The organism is Rhodosalinus sediminis (assembly GCF_003385555.1).
Lineage (GTDB): Bacteria > Pseudomonadota > Alphaproteobacteria > Rhodobacterales > Rhodobacteraceae > Rhodosalinus > Rhodosalinus sediminis.
Window position 1 is genome coordinate 60,837 of the sequence record NZ_QOHR01000007.1, and the last position, 23,155, is coordinate 83,991.

Below are 23,155 nucleotides of genomic sequence, written 5' to 3' on the forward strand. Positions count from 1 at the left end.
GCGTCAGCCGCCCGCTTCCTCGGCCGCCGGGGTCTCGGTCACCATCTCGCGGTCGGCGCTCCGCACCACCCAGATCGCCGCGATCCCGGCGAGGATCAGGAGCGCGGCCACCGCCACCGCGATGCCTGTCGTGCCGCGTCTGCGCTTCGCCATCGTCTCCTCCGTGCGCTGCGGCGGCGCCGCGCGCGCCGCCTCTCGTCCCCGCAACCGGTGCGCGCCGCAAGGGGTTCCGCGCCTTGTGCGGCCCCGCGTTTTGCGGCAAGCCCGGCGCCATCCGGAGGATGTGCCCATGCCTGCCCACGCCGACGACCGCCTGATCGTCGCCCTCGACGTGCCCGACGCCCACGCGGGCCTGACCCTCGCCGGGCAGCTCGGCGAGGCCGTGAGTTTCTACAAGATCGGGCTCGGCATGCTCACGGGCGGCGGGCTCGCGCTCGCCAACGAGCTCAAGGCCGAGCACGGAAAGCGCATCTTCCTCGACATGAAGCTCTTCGACATCGGCGCGACGGTGGAGGCCGCGGTGCGCGGGCTCGCCCGCTTCGACCTCGATTTCCTGACCGTGCACGGCGATCCCTACGTGGTGCGCGCCGCGGCGGAGGGGGCGGCGGGCTCCGGGCTGACGATCCTCGCCGTCACGATCCTCACGTCGCTCGACCGCGCGGACCTCGATTCGGCGCTGATCCGCGCGGGCGCGCTGCCCGATCTGGTGGCCGAACGCGCCGCGCGCGCCTTCGAGGCCGGCGCCGGCGGCGTCATCGCCTCCCCGCAGGAGGCCGCGGCGCTCCGCGCGCTGCCGGAGGCGGCGGGCCGGCTGATCGTGACGCCTGGCGTGCGCCCGGCCGAGGCCGACGCCGGCGATCAGAAGCGCATCGCCACGCCCGAGGCCGCGATCCGCGCCGGGGCCGATCACATCGTCGTCGGCCGCCCCGTCTGGCAGGCGTCGAACCCGCGCGCCGCGGCGGAGGCCGTGCGCGACGCGCTGCCGCCGCGCTGAGCGCGCCACTGGACGGCGGGCCCGCGCGCGCCCATCCTCGCCCCATGCCCGCCCTCTGCCGCGACTGTCTCGAGGTTTTCGACACCGGCCCCCGCTGCCCCGCCTGCGGGCGCCCGCGAGTGATCGCGCACGACGAGCTCTTCGATCTCTCGATCGCGCACATGGACTGCGACGCCTTCTACGCCAGCGTCGAGAAGCGCGACCGCCCCGAGCTCGCGCACAAGCCCGTCGTCATCGGCGGCGGCGGGCGGCGCGGCGTCGTCTCGACGGCCTGCTACGTCGCGCGCATCCGCGGCGTGCGCTCGGCCATGCCGATGTTCAAGGCGCTCGAGCTCTGCCCCGACGCGGTGGTGCTGAAACCGCGGATGGCGCTCTACGCCGAGGTGAGCCGCGCGATCCGCGCCATGATGGCCGAGCTCACGCCGGCGGTGGAGCCGCTCTCGCTCGACGAGGCGTTTCTCGATCTCACCGGCACCGCGCGGCTGCACGGCGCGCCGCCCGCGGTGCTGCTGGCGGGGCTGGTGCGGCGGATGAAGGCCGAGCTCGGCGTGACGGGCTCCATCGGGCTCTCGCACAACAAGTTCCTCGCCAAGATGGCCTCCGACCTCGACAAGCCGCACGGCTTTTCCGTGATCGGGCAGGCCGAGACGCTCGACTTTCTCGCGGACATGCCCGTGCGCGCGATCTGGGGCGTGGGCGAGGCGGGGCAGGAGGCGCTGACGCGCGCCGGCATCCACCGCTTCGCCGACCTGCGGCGCTGGGAGAAATCGGCGCTCGCGGCGCGCTTCGGCTCCATGGGGCCGCGGCTCTGGCACCTCGCGCGGGGCGAGGACGCGCGGCGCGTCTCCCCCGATTCGGCGCCCAAGTCGATCTCGAACGAGACGACCTTCGGCGAGGACATCGACGATCCGGACATCCTCGACGGCCACCTCTGGCGCATGGCCGAGAAGGTCGCGGACCGCGCCAAGGCCAAGGGCCTCGCCGGGCGGGTGGTGACGCTGAAGCTCAAGCAGGCGGATTTCCGGCTGCTGACCCGCCGGCAGGGCCTGCGCGACGCGACGCAGCTCGCCGACCGGATCTATCGCACGGGCCGGCAGCTCTTCGACGCGGTGCCGGCCGGGCGGGCCTACCGGCTGCTCGGTGTCGGGATCTCGGATCTCTGCCCGGCCGAGGAGGCGGAGCGGTCCGGCGATCTCCTGGACCCTGAGGCGGCGAAGCGCGGCGAGGCCGAGCGCGCCGCCGACGCCATCCGCGCGCGCTTCGGACCCGAGGCGATCCTCAAGGGGCGCGGGCTGCGGTGACGCGCGGGGCGGGCGTCAGCAGCGAGGCACGGAGAAAGCGGTCGGCGGAGACGGCGGACGCGCCGCGCCCACGCAGCGGGCGAGGCTGTGCTAATGGACCGGCGGATGTGCCTCCGTGCGGGCTACCCTGCCCGCCGCGCGCCGCTCACTCGGCGGCGAGGGGCACCGCCGCCTCCGCCGAACCGCCGAGCGCCGCGATCTCGGCCACCACGTCGCGCAGGAGCGTGCGGAACGCCGCGAACCCGGCGTTGGGGCGAATCGCCTTCTCGTCCATGTAGATCGCGCGGTCGATCTCCACCTGCACCACGTGCTGCCCGCGCGAGGGGCGGCCGTAGTGCTGTGCGACGTAGGCGCCGGCGAAGGGCGCGTTGCGCACCACCGTGAGCCCGGCGGCGACGAAGGCGGCCTCGACCCGGTCCACGACCTCGGACGCCGCGGAGGCGCCGAAGCGGTCGCCGAGCACGATCTCGGGCCGGCGCGCGCCGCCGCGCGCGATGCCGTCCACCGCCTCGTGCGGCATGGAGTGGCAATCGATCAGCGCCGCGAGGCCGTGCGCGCGATGCGCCTCGGACAGCTGGCGCGCGAGCTCCGCGTGGTAGGGGCGCCAGATGTCCGCGATGCGCCGCTCGGCCTCCGCCCGCGTGAGCTTGCCGCGATAGATGGCGCGGCCGTTGGCGACGACGCGGGGAATCACGCCTAGCCCCGAGGTGACGCGCGGGTTGTGACTGCCGCGCCGCACCCCCTCGATCAGCGCCGGATCGAGCTCCTCGGCGGAGCGGTTGAGGTCCACGTAGGCGCGCGGCGCGCCCGCGGCGAGCAGCGGCGCGCCGAACTCCGGCGCGCAATCGAAGAGGCGGTCGACATAGGCGTCCTCGGACGAGCGCACCGAGAGATCGTCGAGCACCGTGCGCCGCAGGAAGGCCGCGGGGTAGTCGCGCCCGCTGTGCGGCGAGGCGAAGACGACGCAGGAGGTGCGCCGCGCCGGCATCTCGATGTGATAGGCCGCCTCTGGCACCGCACCCTCCGTCGCTCGGGGGCAACATAGCGCGATCGCGCGCGGTGCCAAAAGCCCTTGAACGCCCCGTCGGTTCCTTTTATAGCCCCCCGCATCCGGCGCAGCGGACCGCGTGCCTCGCCCTCGGGCGCGGCGCGGATCGCCACGGCCGAGGGCGGTTAGCTCAGCGGTAGAGCACTACGTTGACATCGTAGGGGTCACTGGTTCGATCCCAGTACCGCCCACCATTCGACCCGCCGCGCCCCGCGGCACCCCGTTTAAGGCGCGCCTGCGCGCCGCGCGAACTGAGGAGAGGACCATGAAGGTCAGGAACTCGCTGCGCTCGCTGAAGAAGCGCCACCGCGACTGCCGCGTGGTGCGCCGCAAGGGGCGCGTCTATGTCATCAACAAGACGCACCGCCGCTTCAAGGCCCGGCAGGGCTGAGCGACGCGCGCACGGCTGAAAACGTCCGGGCCGCCCCGCGAGGAGGCGGCCCTTTCGTCTTGCGTGATGCATCCGCAGGCAGCGGCGGCCGATCCCGGGCGGCCCGCTGTCATCCCGACGTCACGCGCGGTTGACAGAAGGCATGTCCGACACTTCTAAGGTGCGGCCATGCCCAGAGACGATATTTCTACCCGACAGACCTCCCGCCTGGCCGACGCCCCCGGGGGCTACGGCCGGGACAACCTCCACCCGCACGACACGCTCGACCGCGCCACGCGCGCCGCGCAGGCCCGCGTCACCGGCGGGCTCTCGCCGCACGCGGCCTGGGCGGCCTGGGCCGACTGGGCGACGCACATGATGCGCGCGCCGGGGCGGCAGATGGCGGTCGCCGAACGGGCCGTGCAGAACGGCTGGAAGCTCGCGCGGCACGCTGCCGGGCTGGCCGAGGCGCCCTTCGCGCCGGAGCGCACGGATCACCGCTTCACGCACGAGGGCTGGGCGCGCCCGCCCTTCGCGCTCTGGCAGCAGGCCTTCCTCGCGACGCAGGACGTGGTCGACCTCGCCACCGAACCGCTGCGCGGCGCCCGGCCGCGGAGCGCCGAGCGCGTGCGCTTCATGGCGCGGCAGACGCTCGACGCGGTGGCGCCCTCGAACGTGCCGGCGCTCAACCCCGAGATCCTCGAGACCCTGCGCGAGACGGGCGGTCACGCGCTGGTCGACGGCTGGCGCAACTGGCAGGCGGACGTGCTCGGCGAGCTTTCGGGCGAGCCCGTCGCGCCCGAGAGCCGCTTCCGCGTGGGCGAGACGCTCGCCTGCACGCCGGGGCAGGTCGTCTACCGCAACGAGATCATGGAGCTGATCCAGTACAGCCCGCAGACCGAGACGGTGCACCCCGAGCCGGTGCTGATCGTGCCGGCCTGGATCATGAAATACTACATCCTCGACCTGCAGCCCCAGAATTCGCTCATCAACTGGCTGGTGGGACAGGGCTACACCGTCTTCGCGATCTCCTGGTTCAATCCGACGGCGGAGCACCGCGACCTCGGGCTCGAGGATTACCGGCGCGACGGGGTCATGGCCGCGCTCGACGCGGTGAGCGCGATCATCGAGGCGCCGAAGGTGCACGCCTGCGGCTACTGCCTCGGGGGCACGATGCTCTCGATCGCGGCGGCGGCGATGGCGCGCGACGGCGACGACCGGCTCGCCTCGATCACGCTGCTGGCCGCGCAGACGGACTTCGCCGAGGCCGGCGAGCTCCTGCTCTTCGTCGACGACAGTCAGCTCGCCTTCCTCGAGGACATGATGTGGGATCAGGGCACGCTCGATTCCCGGCAGATGGCCGGCGCCTTTCAGGCGCTGCGCGCCGAGGACCTGATCTGGACCCGGTCGGTCGGCCGCTACCTGATGGGGCGCGAGGACCCGGACGCCGACATCCTCGTCTGGAACCGCGACGCGACGCGGATGCCGGCGCGGATGCACGGCGAATACCTGCGCGGCCTCTTCATGGAGAACCGCCTGACCTCGGGGCGCTACGCGGTGGACGGGCGCGTGGTGGCGCTGCGCGACCTCTCGGCGCCGATCTTCGCGGTGGGCACGGAGGCGGACCACATCGCGCCGTGGCGCTCGGTCTACAAGGCGAAGCTCTTCACCGACGTGGACATGCACTTCGTGCTGACGAGCGGCGGGCACAACGGCGGCATCGTCTCCGAGCCCGGGCACCGCGGCCGGCGCTACCGGGTGGGCCACCGCCCGCCGGGCGCGCTCTACATGGACCCGGACACATGGCTCGACCACGCCGAGCAGAAGGACGGCTCGTGGTGGCCGGAGTGGGGCGCGTGGCTCGACCGGCTCAGCGGCGACCGCGTCGCGCCGCCGCCGATGGGCGCGCCCGGCAAGGGCTACGCCCCGCTCGCGCCGGCGCCGGGCACCTACATCTTCCAGACCTGAGGCGGGCGCTCATCGGCCCTTTGCGGGCCTCTTCGCGCCGCGTCGTCCCCGGCCGGACCGCCCGGCGCGGGGCCGGCGCGTGGCGCAGCGCGCGCCCTGCGTCTGGTCGGGCTTGCCGTTTCGCCCCGGCCCCCGCGCGGAGCGCGCCCCGCGAGCGAGGAGGCCCGGCCCCGGGCCGACGCGCGGCTCAGTCGTAGCTGCGCTTGTCCTCGATCACGAGCCCGTCGCGGGGCAGCGCGCCGGGGGCGACCACCTCGACCGCGCCGCGGAGCTTGAGGATCTCGGCGACGCTCGCCTCGAAGACGGCCGGCTCGCCGCCCGTGGCCTCGATCTGCACGGTCATCACGTCGCGTTCGTCGGCGCGGGTGACGACGACGCGGGCGCGCGCGATCTCGTCGTGGCGCGCCACCAGCGCCGCGACCTGCTCCGGGCGGACAAACATGCCCTTGATCTTGGTCGTCTGGTCGGCCCGGCCCATCCAGCCCCTGATCCGCATGTTGGTGCGTCCGCAGGGGCTCTCGCCCGGCATCACCGCCGACAGGTCGCCGGTCGCGAAGCGGATCAGCGGATAGTCGCGGTTGAGCGTGGTCACCACCACTTCGCCCACCTCGCCGTCGGGGACGGGATCGCCGGTGCCGGGGGTGACGATCTCGACGATCACGTGCTCGTCGACGATCATGCCCTCCTGCGCCGCGCTCTCGTAGGCGATGTTGCCCAGATCGGCGGTCGCGTAGCACTGCAGGCAGGCGATGCCGCGGTCGGCGTAGTATTGCCGGAGCGAGGGGAAGAGCGCGCCGCCGCCCACCGCGGCCTTCTCGATGCGCAGCGTCTCGCCCATCTCGTCGGCCTTCTCGAGGATCGCCTTCAGGTAGTCCGGCGTCCCGGCGTAGGCGGTGCAGCCGATGTCGGCGGCCGCGCGCACCTGAAGCTCGGTCTGCCCGGTGCCCGCGGGCAGCACCGTCGCGCCCACGGCGCGCGCGCCGCTCTCGAAGATCATGCCGGCGGGCGTCAGGTGATAGCCGAAGCAGTTCTGCACCACGTCGCCCTGCCCCACCCCGCAGGCGTGCAGGAAGCGGCCCATGCGCCACCAGTCGGGCGCGTCGCCGCCGGGCTCGTAGATCGGCCCCGGCGACTGAAAGACATGCGCGAAGCCCTGCACCGGGCGCGCGGTGTAGCCGCCGAAGGGGGCATCCGCGCCCTGCGCGTGGCCGAGGCGCGCCTTGCGCAGCACGGGCAGCGCGGCGAGCGCGTCGCGGCCGGTGATCGCCTCCGGGTCCACCGCGTCGAGCGCGCCCGCGTAGCCCGGCAGCGACCGCGCGAGCGCCACCTGCCGCGGCAGCTCCTCCGCGAGCCACGCCGCGCGCGCCTCGGCGCTGCGCGTCTCCAGCGCGTCGAAATGCGTCCCGCTCCCCGGTCTGTCCTTCATGCCGCCGCCTCCTTCACTCTGTCCGTCGGGCCGTCCAGCCACGCGCGCGTCAGCGCCGCGACCAGCCGCACGTAGCGTTCGCGCCCGCCCGCGATCTGCGCGAGCTCCTCCGGCCGGTCGGGCAGGCCGAGCGCGCGCGCCTGTTCCAGCGCGTGATCGTCGGCCGTCGGGAAGAGCTCGTCCCAGACGAGCTGCGCCTCGCGCGCGAAGATGTCCGCGCCGACCGTGCCGATGCCGTCGAAGGCCTGAAGCCGCGCGCGGATGCCGGCCGCGTCGCCGCCCTCGGCCCGGAGCCGGCGCAGGTCGCCGCCGTAGGCGTCGCGCACGCGCTCCGCCGCGGCCATGATCTGATCCGCGCCGCGGTTGTCGAAGCGGGCGTAGCCGTTCTCGTTCAGCACGCGGATGCGCTGCTCGCGGTCGGTGTCGAGGACGCCCTGCACGGTGTGCATCTCCTCGAGCTTGAGCGCGCCGGCGGCCTGCGCGGCCTGCGTCGCACCGATGCGTACCGACATGAGCACCGCGCCGAGCAGCCAGTGGAACCACGCATCCGGCGTGTCCGCGTCGATCCGCGCGCCGATCTCCTCGCTCCAGAGCCGGCCCTGATCCTCGATCAGCGCCCTGACCACGTCTGTCCGCGCCATCTCCGCCTCCTTTCGCCTCCGTGGGCGGAACGGCAGGAGGACGCCGGGGGTCCCGCCGCCGCGCGGCATCACGCCAGCCAGCGCTTGCGCCGGCGATAGCTGCGCACGTCGCGGAAGCTCTTGCGGCCCTCCTCCGAGACGCCGAGGTAGAATTCCTTCACGTCAGGGTTCTCGCGCAGGTCGTCGGCCGGGCCGTCCATCACCACGCGCCCCGATTCGAGGATGTAGCCGTAGCGCGCGAAGCGCAGGGCGACGTTGGTGTTCTGCTCCGCCAGAAGGAAGGTCACGCCCTCGTTCTCGTTGACCGATTTCACGATCTCGAAGATCTGCTCCACGAGCTGCGGCGCGAGGCCCATCGACGGCTCGTCGAGCAAGATCATCTCGGGCCGGGACATCAGCGCGCGGCCGATCGCGGTCATCTGTTGTTCACCGCCCGAGGTGTAGCCCGCCTGACTGCGGCGGACGTCCTTCAGGCGCGGGAAATACTCGTAGACGAGGTCCAGATCGCGCTGGATCTCGGCCCGGCTCGCCGTGCGCGTGTAGGCCCCGGTGAGGAGGTTCTCCTCGACCGTCAGGTGCTCGAAGCAGTGGCGCCCCTCCATCACCTGGATCACGCCGCGTTTGACGAGCGCGGAGGGCGCGAGGTCCTGCACCGGCTCGCCCTTGTAGACGACGGAGCCCTTGGTGACCTCGCCGCGCTCGGAGGCGAGCAGGTTGGAGATCGCCTTGAGCGTCGTGGTCTTGCCCGCGCCGTTGCCGCCGAGCAGCGCGACGATGCCGCCCTTGGGCACGGAGAGGCTGACGCCCTTCAGCACGAGGATCACGTGGTTGTAGATCACCTCGATGTTGTTGACCTCGAGAAGGGCCTGGTCGGTGCGGCCTGCGTCGAACATCCTCGCCTCGCTCGCTGGGTCGGGCGGGGCGGCCCCGCCGCCCGCGCCCGGATGGTCCTGTCGCGCCCCGGCCCGCGCGGCCGGGACGCCCGATCTCAGCTCTCGTTGCAGCGGAGCTCGATGTCGTTCTCCTCGGCGAAGGCCATGGAGTCCTCCTCCACGAGCGGGTCGAGCACCGCGTCGTCCGGCTGGATGTAGTCGGTGATCGGCTCCCACTCGCCGGCGGAGGCGTCCCACTGCTGGACGATGCCGCCGCCCGAGCCGCCGTGGTTCGAGCAGGAGACCGCGAACTCCGGCCCGATGCCCGCCATGCCGAGCTCTTCCATCTTCGCCTCGGTCATCTCGAGCGCCTCCATCCCGTCGCGCATCATCGCGGCGTCGATCTGGGCGATGCCGTGCATCTCCTGCGCGGTCTTGGCGGCCTCCACGGCGAGCATCGCGGCGTACATGCCGCGGGTGTAGAGCACCTTGCCCACGTTGGAGCCGTCCCCGGCCGCGAGCCCTGCGTCCACGACATACTCCTGAATGTCCTCGAAGACCGGGTAGTCGGCGATCCGGTTCATGTTGAGCGCCTTGTAGCCGTCGGCCGCGTCGCCCGCGGGCGTCACGTCATGCTCGGCGCCCGCCCACCAGTTGCCGATGAAGTTCTCCATCGGGAAGCGGACGTTGGCGGCCTCCTGGATCGCGACCTGGTTCATCACGCCCCAGCCCCACATGATCACGTAGTCGGGACGCTCGCGGCGGATGCGCAGCCACTGGCTCTTCTGCTCCTGGCCGGGATGGTCCACCGCGATGGTCGAGAGGTTGTAGCCGTGCTTCTCGGAGAGATCCTCGAGGGTGCGGATCGGCTCCTTGCCGTAGGCGGAGTTGTGGTAGAGCAGCGTGATGTCCTTGCCCGAGAGGTCGCCTCCGTTCTCGTCCAGCAGGTGCTTGATCGCGACCGAGGCGGCGTCCCAGTAGTTCGCCGGGTAGTTGAACACCCACTCGAAGACCTCGCCGTTCTTGGCGGAGGTGCGGCCGTAGCCCATGGTGTGAAGCGGGATGCCGTCGGCCTGCACCTTCGGGATCAGCTGATAGGTGATCCCCGTCGAGAGCGGCTGATAGACGAGCGCGCCCTCGCCCTTCGTCGCCTCGTAGCACTCGACGCCCTTTTCCGTGTTGTAGCCCGTCTCGCACTCGATGACGCGGGCCTCGACGCCGCCGATGCCGCCGTCACGCTCGTTCACGAGCGTGAAGTAGTCGCGGTAGCCATCCGAGAACGGGATGCCGCCCGCCGCGTAGGGGCCGGTGCGGTAGCTCAGATCCGGGAACACCAGATCCGCGAGCGCCGGCCCGGCGGCCATGCAGGCGGCCATCGCCGCTGCGGTCAGTTTCGTCTTCATGGGGTCCTCCTCCCTCTTGGTCGTCGTTGCCTGCGGCGGTGCCCGCCGCCGTGCCCGCCCCTCAGTAGGGGAAGGGCCAGAGCCTCAGCTTCTCCTTCGCGAGGCGCCAGAGCTGGGCGAGCCCGTGCGGCTCGGCCACCAGAAAGACGATGATCAGCCCGCCCACGATGACGAGCTCGAAATGCGCGGCGAGGTCCGAGGGCCAGCCGAGCGCGCCCACCAGCACGTTCTTCAGGAAGACGGGCAGCAGCACGAGGAAGGCCGCGCCGGCGAAGCTGCCGAAGATCGAGCCGAGCCCGCCGATGATCACCATGAACAGGATCAGGAAGGACTTCTGGATGCCGAAGGCCTCGCCCACCTCGACCGCGCCGAGATAGACCCCGAAGAAGAGCGCGCCCGCGATCCCGATGAAGAAGGACGAGACCGCGAAGGCCGAGAGCTTCGCCGCGAGCGGGTTCACCCCGATGATCTCGGCCGCGATGTCCATGTCGCGGATCGCCATCCACTGCCGGCCCTGCTTGCCGCGGGTCAGGTTGCGCCCGACGAGCGCGACGAGCGTGACGAAGACGAGACAGACCAGGTAGGCCGCCCAGGCCGGCGCCTCCGGCCCCGTCACGGCGACGCCGAGCACCGTGCGCTCGGGCGCGGTGATCTGGCCCGAGGCCGAGTAGTTGTAGAACCACGGCACCTTGTTGAAGAGCCAGACGAGGAAGAACTGCGCGGCGAGCGTGGCGACCGCGAGGTAGAAGCCCTTGATCCGGAGCGAGGGCAGCCCGAAGAGCACGCCCACCGCCGCCGTGACGCCCCCGGCGAGCACGATGTGGATCAGGATCGAGACGTCCGGGAAGGCGGTCATCAGCTTGTAGCAGGCGTAGGCGCCCACCGCCATGAAGCCCCCGGTGCCGAGGCTGACCTGCCCGCAGTAGCCCGTCAGGATGTTCAGCCCGATCGCCGCGATGGCGTAGATCAGGAAGGGCAGCAGGACCGCGTTCGCCCAGTAGTCGTTGACGACGAAGGGCACGATGCCGAAGGCCACCGCGAGCACCGCGTAATAGCGCCAGCGGTCGAACCGGATCGGGAAGGTCTGCCCGTCCGCGACGTAGCTCGTCTTGAAATCGCCCGCCTCACGGTAGAGCATCTCGGTCCTCCCATTGCGCCTGCGCGGCCTCGCGCACCTCCGCCGGCAGCGGGCCGGAGCGGGGCGCGTAGCCCGTTTCTTCTGCCATCCGCGCGATGCGTATCCACGCCGCCACGCCCGTCACGAGCCCCGCGAAGGCGATCGCCGCGGCCACCGCGACCTGCGTCGCCGTCAGCCCCTCGGCCGCGAGCGCGAGATAGCCGAAGGCCCAGAAGCCCGACCAGGCGATCACGTTGACGATGGCGATCAGCTTGCGCATCGCGTCACACCCGCTCGATGATCTTCTCGCCGAAGAGCCCCTGCGGCCGGAACACGAGGAACACGAGCGCGAGGACGTAGGCGAACCAGTTCTCCGTCGCGCCGCCCACCATCGGGCCGATCAGGAACTCGAAGAGCTTCTCGCCCACCCCGATGATGAGCCCGCCGACGATGGCGCCGGGGATCGAGGTGAAGCCGCCCAGCATCAGCACCGGCAGCGCCTTGAGCGCGATGAGCGAGAGCGAGAACTGCACGCCCATCTTGGTGCCCCACATGATCCCCGCGACCAGCGCCACGATCCCGGCGAGCGACCAGACCATGATCCAGATGAAATTGAGCGAGACGCCGACCGACAGCGCCGCCTGGTGGTCGTCGGCCACCGCGCGCATGGCGCGGCCCTGCTTGGTGTACTGCGCGAAGAGGATCAGCACGGTCACCAGCGCCGCGGCGATCAGCGTGGCCGAGATGTCGAGGTTGTCGATGAAGAAGCCGTAGCCGAACCACTGGTAGGTCAGCTCGTCGATGGTCGCGTTGATCCCCTGCGGCAGCCCGACGTCGAGGTTCTTGATGTCGGCGCCCCACATGATGTCGCCGACGCCCTCGAGGAAATAGGCGAGGCCGATCGTCGCCATGAAGAGGATGATCGGCTCCTGCCCGACGAGATGTCGGAAGATGAAGCGCTGCACCGCCCAGGCGAGGGCGACCATCACCAGCGCCGTCAGCAGGATCGCCGCCAGCGCCGGCAGGTGCCAGCCGAAGTGGTGGATGTCCGTGCCGAAGATCGCGTTGATCAGATGGGCGAAGGGCACCTGCCCGTCCATGATGCCCACGAGGGTAAGCGCCGCGAAGAGCGCGAGCACCCCCTGGCTGTAGTTGAAGATGCCGGAGGCCTTGAAGATCAGCACGAAGCCCAGCGCGACGAGCGCGTAGAGCACGCCCGCCATCAGGCCGTTCAGCACGACTTCGACGCCCCAGAAGAATTGTTCAGGCATGGCGCTCCCTCCCCTCGCCCGGGGCCGCCACGCCGCCGGGCCGCGTCAGTCCTCCGGACCGCCGAGCGGCCGGCACCGGCAGTTCGCCAGCAGGATGTCGCCCCGCGCCGAGCGTTCCCCGGCCGGGAAGGACTCGAGCGCGGCGCGCGCGCCCCGCAGCCCCTGCAGGATGTCCTCCGCCTTGTAGGCCGGCACGTCCTCGCCCTGCAGGCCCTGCCCGGCGCGGGCGTCCCGGCTTTCCCGCGCGGCGCGCGCGAAGGCCGAGAGCGCGGCCTCCCGCTCGCGGTGCGGAAGCTCGGTCAGGTCCGTCTCCGTCAACCCGGCCGCCGGCGCGGCTACTTCGTCCGGCAGTCCGCGATCCTCGTTCAGGATCTCGGCCAGTCGGCACTTCGTCCAAGTCATGTCGGCCATCTCGGTCCTCCTTGCCTGTCGGAGAGACAAGCGCGCAGGCCGGGCCGCGGGTCCATCGCAGGGCGTCAGTCATGCGACACCCCCAGATAGGCGTCGATGACTTCCTGGTTGTTGCGGACATCGTCCGGCGTGCCGTCTCCGATCTTCCTGCCGTAGTCCATGACCACGACCCGGTCGGAGAGGTCCATGACGACGCCCATGTCGTGCTCGATCAGCGCGATGGTGGTGCCGAATTCGTCGTTCACGTCGAGCACGAAGCGGCACATGTCCTCCTTCTCCTCGACGTTCATGCCTGCCATCGGCTCGTCGAGCAGAAGGATCGTCGGCTCCGAGACGAGCGCGCGGGCGAGTTCCACCCGCTTCTTCAGGCCGTAGGGCAGCCGCGAGACGGGCGTCTTGCGGATGTGCTGGATCTCGAGGAAGTCGATGATCTTCTCGGCCTTCTCGCGGTTCTCGACCTCCTCGCGCTCGGCCGGCCCCTTCCAGAGCGCCTGCGCGAGGATGCCCTGCTGCATCTGGGTCAGCCGCCCGGTCATCACGTTGTCGAGCACGCTCATCCCGTCGAAGAGCGCGATGTTCTGGAAGGTGCGCGCGATGCCCTGGCGCGCGACCTGATAGGGCTTCATCGGCGGGCGCTTCGCGCCGCGGAACCAGACCTCGCCCTCTTGCGGCACGTAGAAGCCCGAGATGACGTTGAGCATCGAGGACTTGCCCGCGCCGTTCGGCCCGATGATCGCGCGGATCTCGCCCTCGCGGATGTCGAAGGAGATGTCCTTGATCGCGGTGACGCCGCCGAAGCGCAGCGTGATGTTCTTCATCTCCATCACGACGCCGCCGATCTTGCGGCCGTCCTCGGTGACGTGGCCCGGCCCGCGGTCGCCCCCGCCTTCGTGGGTGCTCTCGTGCACGGTCTCGGCCAGATCCGCGCGGGTGACGAGGTTCTCGGCGCTCATTGCATGACCTCCCTGTGGCCCCCGGGGGCGCCTCCTCGCGCCCTCGCGGGCGCTCCTCGGCGGCGCGATGACGCCCGCGAGGGCGGAAGAGCGGCCCCGCCCCTCATTCCGCCGCCGCCTTCGCCGGCGCCTCGACGGGCACCACCGCGGCGTCGCGGATCTCGAGCGTCGCCTTGATCTTTCCGGTGCGGCCGTCCTCGTAGGTGACCGCCGTCTCGGTGTAGACGCTCTGCGAGCCGTCGTAGAGCGCGGTCACCAGATCCTCGAACTTCTCGCCGATCACCTTGCGGCGCACCTTGCGCGTGCGGGTGAGCTCCCCGTCGTCGGCGTCGAGCTCCTTGTGCAGCACGAGGAAACGGTGGATCTGGCAGGCCGAGAGCATCTCGTCCCGCGCGATCGAGCGGTTCACCTCCTCGACGTGCTCCTGGATCATCTCGAGCACCTGCGGATGCCCGGCGAGCTCCTGATAGCTCGCGTAGGCGATGTTGTTGCGCTCGGCCCAGTTGCCGACGGCGTTGAGGTCGATGTTGACGAAGGCGCAGCAGCGGTCCCGCCCGGCGCCGAAGACCACCGCCTCGAGGATGTTGGGGAAGAACTTGAGCTTGTTCTCCACGTATTTCGGCGCGAAGAGACTGCCGTCGGCCATCTTGGCCACGTCCTTGGCGCGGTCGATGATGCGCAGATGCCCGGTGTCCGGCTCGAAGAAGCCCGCGTCGCCGGTGGCCACCCAGCCGTCCGGGTCCTTGGTGTCGGCGGTGGAATCGGGGTTCTTGTAGTACTCCACGAAGACGCCCGGGCTCCGGTAATAGACCTCGCCGTTCTCGCGCACCTCCACCTCGACGCCCGGGCTGGGCACGCCCACCGTGTCCGAGCGCACCTCGCCGTCGGGCTGCTGGGTGATGAAAACGCTCGCCTCGGTCTGGCCATAGAGTTGCTTCAGGTTGATGCCGAGCGAGCGGTAGAAATCGAAGATCTCCGGCCCGATCGCCTCGCCGGCGGTGTAGCCCACGCGGATGCGCGACATGCCGAGCACGTTCTTGAGCGGCCCGTAGACGAGCGCCGAGCCCAGCGCGTATTTCAGCCGGTCCCAGGCGCCGACGGTCTCGCCGTCGAGGATCGCGGGCCCGACCCTGCGGGCATGCGCCATGAAGTGGTCGAAGAGCCATTTCTTGATCCGGCCGGCGTCCTCCATCCGGATCATCACGGTGGTCAGCTGCGTCTCGAAGATGCGCGGCGGGGCGAAATAATACGTCGGCCCGATCTCGCGCAGGTCGGTCATCATGGTGTCCGGGCTCTCGGGGCAGTTCACGCAGAACCCGCACCAGTAGGCCTGCCCGACCGAGAAGATGAAATCGCCCACCCAGGCCATCGGCAGATAGGCGAGGATCTCCTCGTCGTGGCGGAGACCGTCGAACTCGGCCGAGGCCTTCGCGGTCTCGATGATGTTGCGGTTCGAGAGCACCACGCCCTTGGGCTTGCCGGTGGTGCCGGAGGTGTAGAGCATCACGCAGGTGTCGTCGTAGCCGAGCTTCGCGCGCCGGCGCTCGAGCTCGGGGCGGAACTCCTCGTCCGCCGCGCGGCCCTGATTCTGGACGTGGCTGAACTGATGCAGGCGCGCGTGGTCGTATTTCCTGAGACCGCGGGGATCGACGTAGATGATGTGCTCGAGCTGGTGCAGGCGCTCCTGCACCTCGATCAGCTTGTCGACCTGTTCCTGATCGGCGACCACGGCGAAGCGCGCGCCGCAGTGGTCCATGACGTAGGCCATCTCCTCGGCGCTCGCGTCCTGATAGAGCGGCACGGGCACCGCGCCCACCGACTGCGCCGCGACCATCGCCCAGTAGAGATAGGGGCGGTTGCGCCCGATCACGGCGACGAAATCACCCTCCGCCACGCCGAGGTTCAAGAGCCCGAGCGCGACCGCCTCGATCTCGCGCGCGGTCTCGGCCCAGGTCCAGCTCTGCCAGATCCCGAACTCCTTTTCGCGATAGGCCGGCTTGTCGCCGACGCGGGCGACGTTCTGTGCGAGAAGCGCAGGAACGGATTCCGGATTCGCCCGGTCGGCGACGGTCTTGGTCACGATGCCTCCTCCCTGCCCGGCCCTCCCCGGCCGGGCGGCCTCTTTCGGGCCGTGGGGGAACGCTGCTTCCCGAGTCTTTCCGCATCATGTCGAAATTCTTGCGAATTGTAACAACCCGCGGGCTGGCCGCGTCCGACGGGAGGGGGGCTGTCTGCCCCCCTCTTGGCCTGACGGCCAATTCACCCCCCGAGAGTATTTGGGCCAAGATGATGGGCGCCCTGCGCGAGAGGGCCTCACAGGCGCATCGCGGTGCAGGCGCGGGCCCGGGCGTCACTCCACGGCGCGGATCAGCTTGCGCTCGAGCACGCGCAGGACGGTGCGCAGGTCGTGCCCCCGCTTGAGCACGCGGCCGTCCATGCCGATGACGGCATACTGCCCCTGGCGGTTGCGCAGCTTCGGGCGCTTCTCGATTCGGTAGAGCGGCTGCTCCGCGGTGCGGCGGAACACCGAGAAGACGGCCACGTCGCGCAGGAACGACAGGCCGTAGTCCCGCCATTCGCCGGCGGCGACCATGCGACCGTAAAGCGCGAGGATCGCGTTGAGTTCGGTCCGGTCGAAGGCGACTCGCTCCGGGCCGGAGGCGGCGAAGGGCGTGGCGGCGGTCATCCGTCGAGAATTGCGTCGGATGCCGCGCAAATCAAGCGCAGGTCGCCGCGGTGGCGCCCGTGTCGCCTTCCCGACGCGGAGGAGCCCGCGTCAGTCGCGGTGGTAGGGCGTGCCGGCGAGGATCTGCGTCGCGCGGTAGAGTTGTTCGGCGAGCATCACCCGCGCCAGCGCGTGCGGCCAGACCATCGGCCCGAGGGAGAGGGCGAGATCGGCGCCCCGGCGCAGCGCCGGGTCGAGCCCGTCGGCCCCGCCGATCAGGAAGGCCGCCTCGGACCGGCCCGCGTCGCGCCAGCGGGCGATCTCGGCGGCCAGCTCGCGCGAGGAGAGCGCGCGCCCGCGCTCGTCGAGCGCGATGCGGAGCGCGCCGGGGGAAAGCTTTCGCATGAGCAGCGCCGCCTCGCCCGCGGGGCCGCCGCCCTTGCGGTCCTCGACCTCGGTTTCCTCGACGGGGCCGAGCCCGAGGACGCGGCCCGCCTTGCCGGCGCGCGCGATGTAGTCGTCGACGAGCGCGCGCTCCGGGCCGGCCCGCAGCCGGCCCACCGCGCGAACACTCAGCCGCAAGGCGCGCTCAGGCGCGGGTGGCGGCCGCCGCGGGCTCCAGCCACATCTTCTCGAGCTGGTAGAACTCGCGCACCTCGGGGCGGAAGACGTGCACGATCACGTCGCCCGCGTCGATCAGCACCCAGTCGCCCGCCTCCTGCCCCTCGGCCCGGGCGAGCACGCCGAGCTCCTGCTTGAGCGTGTCGAGAAGCCGGTCGGCGATGGATGAGACCTGTCGCGCGCTGCGGCCCGAGCAGATCACCATGTGATCGGCCATCGCGGATTTCCCGCGCAGGTCGATCGTCACGACATCGTCGGCCTTGCTGTCGTCGAGAATGCCCAGAACGCGGGACAGAACGGCGTCGTCCGCACGGTCCGGATCGGCGGTGCCCGTCACGGGCACCCTCGTGTCTGCGGCACCCGCCGCGTTGACGTCGAGAGACAGGACATCGTCCTCCTTGGCTGTCGCGCCGCACATCGCCCCGGCGCCGGGCGCATGCGAAAGGTAGCAACCCGGCGCCGACAATTCAATGAAGCGCCGCCCGGCGCGGCGCGATACCGGCGCTTCCGCGCTTGCCTGTCGCCGGGGCGCGGTATATTCCGGCAACCATGAGCCGGGTCTTCGACATGGACGACCGCGCCCGCCTGCCGTGGCGCTTCTTCGGCGCCGCGAAGAGCGTGCTCGCGCGGGCGGCCTGACCGCGAGACCGGCGCGCCGCGCGGCGCGCTCTCCTGCCCTGTCCAGCCATCGCCACCCACGGGAGAGACCCATGTCCCCCAAGACGCTCTACGACAAGATCTGGGACGCGCATCTCGTCCACGAGGACGAGGACGGCACCGCGCTCCTCTACATCGACCGCCACCTCGTGCACGAGGTCACGAGCCCGCAGGCCTTCGAGGGGCTGCGCCTCGCCGGGCGCGCGGTGCGGGCGCCCGAGCGCACCATCGCCGTGCCGGATCACAACGTGCCGACGAGCGCGGACCGCGCCGAGCGCATCGACGACGAGCAGTCGCGCATCCAGGTCGAGGCGCTCGACCGCAACGCGCGCGACTTCGGCGTGACCTATTACCCCGTCAGCGACGTGCGCCAGGGCATCGTGCACATCATCGGCCCCGAGCAGGGCTGGACCCTGCCGGGCATGACGGTGGTCTGCGGCGACAGCCACACCTCGACGCACGGCGCCTTCGGCGCGCTCGCCCACGGCATCGGCACGTCGGAGGTCGAGCACGTGCTCGCCACGCAGACGCTGATCACCCGCAAGTCGAAGAACATGAAGGTCGAGGTGACGGGCCAGCTGCCGCCCGGCGTGACGGCCAAGGACATCACGCTCTCGATCATCGGCAAGACGGGCACCGCCGGCGGCACCGGCCACGTCATCGAGTACTGCGGCGAGGCGATCCGCTCGCTCTCGATGGAGGGGCGGATGACCCTCTGCAACATGGCGATCGAGGGCGGCGCGCGCGCCGGGCTGATCGCCCCGGACGAGACGACCTTCGAGTATGTGAAGGGCCGCCCGCACGCGCCCAAGGGCGCGCAGTGGGAGGCGGCCGTCGCCTGGTGGAAGACGCTGCGCTCGGACGAAGACGCCCACTGGGACAAGGTGGTCACCCTCGACGCCTCCGAGATCGTGCCCGTCGTGACCTGGGGCACCTCGCCCGAGGACGTGGTGCCGATCACCGGGCAGGTGCCCGACCCCGAGAGCTTCGCCGACGGCAAGGCCGAGGCGGCGCGGCGCGCGCTCGAGTACATGGGGCTCGCCCCCGGCACGCCGCTTTCGGAGATCGACATCGACACCGTCTTCATCGGCTCCTGCACCAACGCGCGGATCGAGGATCTGCGCGCCGCGGCCGAGATCGTGAAGGGCCGCCGCGTCAAGGAGGGCGTGCGCGCGATGATCGTGCCGGGCTCCGGCCTCGTGCGCGCGCAGGCCGAGGAGGAGGGCCTCGCCGACATCTTCAAGGAGGCGGGCTTCGACTGGCGCCTCGCGGGGTGCTCGATGTGCCTCGGCATGAACCCCGATCAGCTGAGCCCCGGGGAGCGCTGCGCGGCGACCTCGAACCGCAACTTCGAGGGTCGGCAGGGCCGCGGCGGGCGCACGCACCTGATGTCGCCGGCGATGGCGGCGGCCGCGGCCGTCACCGGGCGGCTGACCGACGTGCGCGAGCTGAGCTGACCCCCCGGCGGAGAGGAACGACGACATGAAGAAATTCGAACGGCTCACCGCCATCGCGGCGCCGCTGCCGCTGATCAACGTCGATACCGACATGATCATCCCGAAGCAGTACCTGAAGACGATCAAGCGCACCGGGCTCGGCGTCGCGCTCTTCGACGAGATGCGCTACGACGCGAACGGCGACGAGGTGCCGGACTTCGTGCTCAACAAGGCGCCGTGGCGCGACGCGGAGATCCTCGCCACCGGCGCCAACTTCGGCTGCGGCTCCTCGCGCGAGCACGCGCCCTGGGCGCTCGAGGATTTCGGCATCCGCTGCGTCATCGCGCCGAGCTTCGCGGACATCTTCCACAACAACTGCTTCAAGAACGGCATCCTGCCCGTCGTCCTGCCGCAGGCGCAGGTGGACGCGCTGATGAAGGACGCCGAGCAGGGCGGCAACGCGCGGCTGACGGTCGACCTCGAGAAGCAGGTCGTCATCGGCGCGGACGGGACGGAGTACCCGTTCGAGGTCGATCCCTTCAAGAAGCACTGCCTGCTGGAGGGGCTGGACGACATCGGCCTGACCCTCGGGCGCGCGAACGAGATCGAGGCCTACGAGGCGCGCGTCGCGGCCGAGCGGCCCTGGGTCTGACGCCCCGGCGCGCCCCGGGCGCGCACAACATCTTGTAGCCATCATGAGCGGCGGCCCATCGCGGCCGCCGTTCTGATGCAGAGACGCACCAGTTCCGCCGCGAATCCGCCCGATTTTGCGGGCACGGTTAACACCGCGATTGAGCATGTGAAGGAAACGGGGCACGATTTGGGCGCGATTGAGGCAATCCGCCGAGCGTGGCGGACCCGGACCGGCGACGAGGGCGCGCAGCACAAAGGACGCGCCCGGTCGCAACGAGGGAACGGAGCAGTGATCGAACGGGTCGTGGGCGCTGCGGCGCGCGCCGTGCTCGCCGCGCTCGTCGTGGTGACGCCGGCGCTGGTGCTGCCGGGAACGATCGGCGGGGGCGGCTTCGCCCTTCCGATCGTCTGCGCCGTCGCCGCGGGTTTCGTGTTCGTGGAATACTACACCGACTTCCCGAGCGTCGTGGACTTCCGGGACGCGCCGCCCTTCAACCGCCTGCGCTTCGCGTGCCTCTTCGCCATCGTGCTCAGCACCTCCGTCCTCTGCGCCGATCAGGTGCGCCCGACGCTGTTCAGCGGCGCGGTCGCGTCGCTCGGCGCGCTGACCGGCGGCGCGCTCGACTTCCCCTATTCGCCGGTGCGGATGCTCCTCATTGGCGTGGCGGACGGCGCGCGCCTCTCGGCCCTCGAGATCGCGCAGAGCGCGGCCGGCCTCGCCTGCGTCTATGCGGCGCTCACGCTCGGCGCCTTCGCGATCGTCCTGCGCCGGGGCTGGCCGCTCCGGGACGGGCCGTTCAACGTCTGGATCAACATGCCGCTCTTCGACCCGACGAGCGGGGGCGACATCGTGCACCGGCTGCGCCGCGACGGGCGCGTCAATCTCATACTGGGCGCCCTGCTGCCCTTCGTGCTACCTGCGGTCATCAAGGCGGTGACGCTGGCCGTCGGTCCGCTCCGGCTCGGCGATCCGCATACCCTGATCTGGGTGATGAGCGTATGGGGCTTCCTGCCCGTCAGCATGATCATGCGGGCCCTCGCCCTGCAGCGGGTGGCCGATCTCGTCGAGGACAAGCGGCGGCGCACCGCCGCCCTGCGCGAGGCGCCCGCGCCGGCCTGAGCGCGCTCGCGCTGCTCGCCGCGCTCTGGGCCGGCGCGCTTCCGGCCGAGTCGCTGCGCGTGGCGACCTACGGCGCCGCGCTCTCCCGCGAGGGTCCGGGGCTTCTGCTGCGCGACATCCGCGAGGGCGAGGCGCAGGCGCGCGCCGCCGCCCGCGTGGTGGCCGAGGCCGCGCCGGATATCCTGCTGCTCACCGATTTCGACTACGACTGGGAGGGCCGCGCGCTCGACGCCTTTGCCGGGCTGGTGGCCGAGGCCGGCCATCCCCTGCCCCACCGCTTCGCGCTGCGGCCCAACGCCGGGATGGCCACCGAGCGCGACCTCGACGGCGACGGGCGCCGGGGCGAGGCCGACGACGCGCAGGGCTGGGGCCGCTTCGCGGGCGACGGGGGGCTCGCGCTCCTGTCCCGCCACCCGATCGATGCGGAGGGCGCGCGCGATTTCTCGGACCTGCTCTGGCGCGACCTCCCCGGGAGCCGCGCGGCCGAGGCCGGACTGACGGAGGCCGCGCGCGGGGTTCAGCGGCTCTCCTCCACCGGGCACTGGGCGGTCGAGGTGCGCCCCGCGGGCGCGGCGCCGCTCACCCTGCTCGCCTTCGCGGCGACGCCGCCGGTCTTCGACGGGCCGGAGGACCGCAACGGCCGGCGCAACGCCGACGAGATCCGCTTCTGGCGGCTCTTTCTCGACGGCGCCTTCGGCCCGGCGCCCGACGGGCGCTTCGTCCTCCTCGGCAACGCCAACCTCGATCCCGTGGACGGCGAGGGCCGGCACGCCGCGATCCGCGCGCTGCTCACCGATCCGCGGCTGCAGGACCCGCGCCCGGAAAGCGCCGGCGCCCGCGCCGCCGCCGATGCCGCGCACGCGGGCGACCCGGCCCTCGACACCGCCGACTGGGACGGGCCGGGGAACCTGCGGGTGCACTACGTCCTGCCCTCGGCCGACTGGCGCGTGACGGGCGCGGGCGTCCTCTGGCCCGAGGCGGGCGCCCCCGCGGAGGCGGCGGCCGCTGCCGGGCCGCACCGGCTGGTCTGGGTGGACCTCGCCGCGGCCCGGGGCGCGCCGCCTTGACCGAACGTGCGGCGCGGACTAGGCGAGCGCGACCCGACCACTTCAGGAGAGCCCCCATGTCCGATCGTTCGCTGCTCATTCTGCCCGGGGACGGCATCGGCCCCGAAGTGATGGACGAGGTCCAGCGGGTGATCGCCTGGTTCGGCGACAAGCGCGGGCTCGGCTTCGCGGTCTCCGAGGATCTCGTGGGCGGCGCGGCCTACGACGCGCACGGCACGCCGCTCACCGACGCCACGATGGCGCGCGCGCAGGAGGTGGACGCGGTGCTGCTCGGCGCCGTGGGCGGGCCCAAGTACGACGCGCTCGACTTCTCGGTGAAGCCCGAGCGCGGGCTCCTGCGCCTGCGCAAGGAGATGGACCTCTTCGCCAACCTGCGCCCGGCGCAGTGCTTCGACGCGCTCGCCGATTTCTCCTCGCTCAAGCGCGAGGTGGTGGCGGGCCTCGACATCATGATCGTGCGCGAGCTCACCTCCGGTGTCTATTTCGGCGAGCCGCGCGGCGTCTTCGAGGAGGGCGGCCAGCGCGTCGGCCTCAACACCCAGCGCTACACCGAGGCCGAGATCGCCCGCGTCGCCCGCGCCGCCTTCGAGCTCGCGCGGCGGCGGGGCAACCGGGTCTGCTCGATGGAGAAGGCCAACGTCATGGAATCGGGCGTGCTCTGGCGCGAGGTGGTGACCGAGGTGCACGCGGCCGACTACGCCGACGTCGAACTCTCCCACATGTACGCCGACGCGGGCGCGATGCAGCTCACCCGCTGGCCGAAGCAGTTCGACGTGATCGTGACCGACAACCTCTTCGGCGATCTCCTGTCGGACCTCGCGGCGATGCTCACGGGCTCGCTCGGCATGCTGCCCTCGGCCTCGCTCGGCGCGCCGATGGCGAACGGCCGGCCCAAGGCGCTCTACGAGCCGGTGCACGGCTCCGCGCCCGACATCGCGGGGCAGGGGAAGGCCAATCCCTGCGCCTGCATCCTGAGCTTCGCCATGGCGCTGCGCTATTCCTTCGACGCAGGCGAAGAGGCGACGCGCCTCGAGCAGGCGGTCGAGCGGGTGCTCGCCAAGGGCATCCGCACGGGCGATCTGCTGAACGTCGAGGGCGCGACGCCGGCCACCACGCGCGAGATGGGCGACGCGGTGATCGCGGAGCTCGAGGCGAGCCTCTGAGCGCGGGGCAAGGCGCTT

Annotated in this window: 25 protein-coding genes and 1 tRNA gene; 11 read left to right on the forward strand and 15 right to left on the reverse strand. The window is 71.4% G+C overall.

Translation table 11 applies throughout. From position 1 onward, the window contains the following. Positions 1-3: 3 nt before the first annotated feature. Positions 4-153, reverse strand: coding sequence for a hypothetical protein (locus tag DRV84_RS15590; RefSeq protein WP_158547771.1), 150 nt, complete (start codon positions 151-153; stop codon positions 4-6). 136 nt (positions 154-289) lie between these two features. Between DRV84_RS15590 and pyrF the strand changes: the two genes are divergently transcribed. Both pyrF and DRV84_RS07775 read left to right on the forward strand, forming a co-directional pair. Further along, entirely contained in the window at positions 290-994 is a 705-nt protein-coding gene (gene pyrF, locus DRV84_RS07770; RefSeq protein WP_192881407.1) for an orotidine-5'-phosphate decarboxylase, read from the forward strand. Positions 995-1,038: 44 nt separating this feature from the next. Continuing rightward, positions 1,039-2,295 (forward strand): DNA polymerase IV, encoded by a 1,257-nt coding sequence (locus DRV84_RS07775; RefSeq protein WP_115979323.1) that lies wholly within the window; start codon positions 1,039-1,041, stop codon positions 2,293-2,295. Between the two features lie 145 nt (positions 2,296-2,440). On the opposite strand, the gene DRV84_RS07780 is transcribed toward DRV84_RS07775, so the two are convergent. Beyond that, positions 2,441-3,310, reverse strand: coding sequence for an N-formylglutamate amidohydrolase (locus tag DRV84_RS07780; RefSeq protein WP_115979324.1), 870 nt, complete (start codon positions 3,308-3,310; stop codon positions 2,441-2,443). 152 nt (positions 3,311-3,462) lie between these two features. On the opposite strand from DRV84_RS07780, the gene DRV84_RS07785 reads away from it, so the two are divergent. The 3 genes from DRV84_RS07785 (at position 3,463) to DRV84_RS07795 (ending at position 5,681) form a co-directional block, all read left to right on the forward strand. Further along, positions 3,463-3,537: transfer RNA gene (locus DRV84_RS07785), tRNA-Val, on the forward strand. 71 nt (positions 3,538-3,608) lie between these two features. After that, entirely contained in the window at positions 3,609-3,734 is a 126-nt protein-coding gene (gene ykgO / locus DRV84_RS07790; protein WP_115979325.1) for a type B 50S ribosomal protein L36, read from the forward strand. Between the two features lie 168 nt (positions 3,735-3,902). Next, entirely contained in the window at positions 3,903-5,681 is a 1,779-nt protein-coding gene (locus DRV84_RS07795; RefSeq protein ID WP_115979326.1) for a PHA/PHB synthase family protein, read from the forward strand. 187 nt (positions 5,682-5,868) lie between these two features. On the opposite strand, the gene DRV84_RS07800 is transcribed toward DRV84_RS07795, so the two are convergent. From DRV84_RS07800 to rsfS, 13 genes are all read right to left on the reverse strand, one after another. After that, positions 5,869-7,107, reverse strand: coding sequence for a phenylacetate--CoA ligase family protein (locus DRV84_RS07800; RefSeq protein WP_115979327.1), 1,239 nt, complete (start codon positions 7,105-7,107; stop codon positions 5,869-5,871). Beyond that, positions 7,104-7,748: a hypothetical protein gene (locus tag DRV84_RS07805; RefSeq protein ID WP_115979328.1), complete on the reverse strand. Its 645-nt coding sequence runs from the start codon at positions 7,746-7,748 to the stop codon at positions 7,104-7,106. The genes DRV84_RS07800 and DRV84_RS07805 overlap by 4 nt, the downstream gene beginning before the upstream one ends. Positions 7,749-7,816: 68 nt before the next feature. Further along, positions 7,817-8,641, reverse strand: coding sequence for an ABC transporter ATP-binding protein (locus DRV84_RS07810; protein ID WP_115979329.1), 825 nt, complete (start codon positions 8,639-8,641; stop codon positions 7,817-7,819). A 95-nt stretch (positions 8,642-8,736) separates the two neighbouring features. Continuing rightward, positions 8,737-10,023: an ABC transporter substrate-binding protein gene (locus DRV84_RS07815; protein WP_115979330.1), complete on the reverse strand. Its 1,287-nt coding sequence runs from the start codon at positions 10,021-10,023 to the stop codon at positions 8,737-8,739. Positions 10,024-10,084: 61 nt separating this feature from the next. After that, complete coding sequence (locus DRV84_RS07820) at positions 10,085-11,161, reverse strand: branched-chain amino acid ABC transporter permease (protein ID WP_115979331.1); 1,077 nt, start codon at positions 11,159-11,161, stop codon at positions 10,085-10,087. Further along, positions 11,148-11,420 (reverse strand): hypothetical protein, encoded by a 273-nt coding sequence (locus DRV84_RS07825; protein WP_115979332.1) that lies wholly within the window; start codon positions 11,418-11,420, stop codon positions 11,148-11,150. The genes DRV84_RS07820 and DRV84_RS07825 overlap by 14 nt, the downstream gene beginning before the upstream one ends. A 4-nt stretch (positions 11,421-11,424) precedes the next feature. Continuing rightward, positions 11,425-12,411 carry a branched-chain amino acid ABC transporter permease gene (locus tag DRV84_RS07830; RefSeq protein WP_115979333.1) on the reverse strand — a complete coding sequence of 329 codons (987 nt, stop codon included), beginning with the start codon at positions 12,409-12,411 and terminating at the stop codon, positions 11,425-11,427. Positions 12,412-12,456: 45 nt separating this feature from the next. Next, entirely contained in the window at positions 12,457-12,822 is a 366-nt protein-coding gene (locus DRV84_RS07835) for a hypothetical protein (protein WP_115979334.1), read from the reverse strand. 65 nt (positions 12,823-12,887) lie between these two features. Beyond that, positions 12,888-13,646: an ABC transporter ATP-binding protein gene (locus tag DRV84_RS07840; protein WP_239995025.1), complete on the reverse strand. Its 759-nt coding sequence runs from the start codon at positions 13,644-13,646 to the stop codon at positions 12,888-12,890. A 232-nt stretch (positions 13,647-13,878) separates the two neighbouring features. Beyond that, positions 13,879-15,855 (reverse strand): AMP-binding protein, encoded by a 1,977-nt coding sequence (locus DRV84_RS07845; RefSeq protein WP_115979336.1) that lies wholly within the window; start codon positions 15,853-15,855, stop codon positions 13,879-13,881. 270 nt (positions 15,856-16,125) lie between these two features. Then, positions 16,126-16,461, reverse strand: coding sequence for a DUF2794 domain-containing protein (locus tag DRV84_RS07850; protein ID WP_115979337.1), 336 nt, complete (start codon positions 16,459-16,461; stop codon positions 16,126-16,128). Between the two features lie 90 nt (positions 16,462-16,551). Then, positions 16,552-17,022, reverse strand: coding sequence for a 23S rRNA (pseudouridine(1915)-N(3))-methyltransferase RlmH (rlmH, locus tag DRV84_RS07855; protein ID WP_115979338.1), 471 nt, complete (start codon positions 17,020-17,022; stop codon positions 16,552-16,554). A 7-nt stretch (positions 17,023-17,029) separates the two neighbouring features. Then, positions 17,030-17,404 (reverse strand): ribosome silencing factor, encoded by a 375-nt coding sequence (gene rsfS, locus DRV84_RS07860; protein ID WP_420541606.1) that lies wholly within the window; start codon positions 17,402-17,404, stop codon positions 17,030-17,032. A gap of 206 nt (positions 17,405-17,610) precedes the next feature. On the opposite strand from rsfS, the gene DRV84_RS07865 reads away from it, so the two are divergent. The 6 genes from DRV84_RS07865 to leuB all read left to right on the forward strand — a co-directional run bounded on the left by DRV84_RS07865 (position 17,611) and on the right by leuB (position 23,137). Then, on the forward strand, positions 17,611-17,700 hold the full coding sequence (locus tag DRV84_RS07865) for a hypothetical protein (protein WP_115979340.1): 90 nt from the start codon (positions 17,611-17,613) through the stop codon (positions 17,698-17,700). 71 nt (positions 17,701-17,771) lie between these two features. Further along, positions 17,772-19,175, forward strand: coding sequence for a 3-isopropylmalate dehydratase large subunit (leuC, locus tag DRV84_RS07870; protein WP_115979341.1), 1,404 nt, complete (start codon positions 17,772-17,774; stop codon positions 19,173-19,175). A 25-nt stretch (positions 19,176-19,200) separates the two neighbouring features. Then, positions 19,201-19,806 carry a 3-isopropylmalate dehydratase small subunit gene (gene leuD, locus DRV84_RS07875; RefSeq protein WP_115979342.1) on the forward strand — a complete coding sequence of 202 codons (606 nt, stop codon included), beginning with the start codon at positions 19,201-19,203 and terminating at the stop codon, positions 19,804-19,806. Between the two features lie 270 nt (positions 19,807-20,076). Continuing rightward, positions 20,077-20,907, forward strand: a complete 831-nt coding sequence (locus DRV84_RS15950; protein WP_115979343.1) for a hypothetical protein — start codon at positions 20,077-20,079, stop codon at positions 20,905-20,907. 59 nt (positions 20,908-20,966) lie between these two features. Further along, positions 20,967-21,974 carry an endonuclease/exonuclease/phosphatase family protein gene (locus DRV84_RS07885; RefSeq protein ID WP_338052686.1) on the forward strand — a complete coding sequence of 336 codons (1,008 nt, stop codon included), beginning with the start codon at positions 20,967-20,969 and terminating at the stop codon, positions 21,972-21,974. Between the two features lie 56 nt (positions 21,975-22,030). Then, complete coding sequence (gene leuB / locus DRV84_RS07890; protein WP_115979344.1) at positions 22,031-23,137, forward strand: 3-isopropylmalate dehydrogenase; 1,107 nt, start codon at positions 22,031-22,033, stop codon at positions 23,135-23,137. Positions 23,138-23,155 lie beyond the last annotated feature (18 nt).